A 640-nucleotide genomic window follows, 5' to 3' on the forward strand; every position below is an offset into this window, starting at 1 on the left:
TCGTAGAGCAGCCGCCCGATCAGCGTCGACTTGCCGTCGTCGACCGAGCCGCAGGTGATAAAGCGCAGCATCGACTTGGCGGCGTGCGTAGCGAGATAGGCGTCGATATCGGCGGCGATCAGCGCATCGGGTTGATAGGCGGTCATCTCAGAAATACCCCTCGCGCTTCTTTTTCTCCATGCTGGCCGCCTGGTCGTGATCGATCGCGCGCCCCTGCCGCTCGGACGTGGTGGTCAGCAGCATTTCCTGGATAACTTCGGACAGGGTGGCCGCCTCGCTCTCGACGGCGCCGGTCAGCGGATAGCAGCCAAGCGTGCGGAAGCGGATCGAGCGTTCGACCGGCACCTCGCCGGGCTTGAGGCGGAAACGATCGTCATCGACCATCAGCAGCATTCCGTCGCGCTCCACCGTCGGCCGGGGGGCAGCAAAATAGAGCGGCACGATCTCGATGCCTTCTTGCAGGATATATTGCCAGATATCGAGTTCGGTCCAGTTGGACAGCGGGAAGACGCGGATGCTCTCCCCCTTGTGGATGCGGCTATTGTAGAGGTTCCACAGCTCGGGCCGCTGCGCCTTGGGGTCCCAGCCATGCGCGGCCGAGCGGAAGGAGAAGACGCGCTCCTTCGCGCGGCTCTTCTCC

The 640-nt window shown here is 63.6% G+C and carries 1 protein-coding gene; it reads right to left on the reverse strand.

Going from position 1 to position 640, the window contains the following annotated elements; translation table 11 throughout:
• Positions 1 to 147: 147 nt before the first annotated feature.
• The coding region (gene cysD / locus SB4_RS17950; protein WP_153006323.1) for a sulfate adenylyltransferase subunit CysD at positions 148 to 640 on the reverse strand (493 nt) is incomplete at its 5' end.

This window comes from Sphingomonas sanguinis, assembly GCF_001476905.1.
Classification (GTDB): Bacteria; Pseudomonadota; Alphaproteobacteria; order Sphingomonadales; family Sphingomonadaceae; genus Sphingomonas; species Sphingomonas sanguinis_B.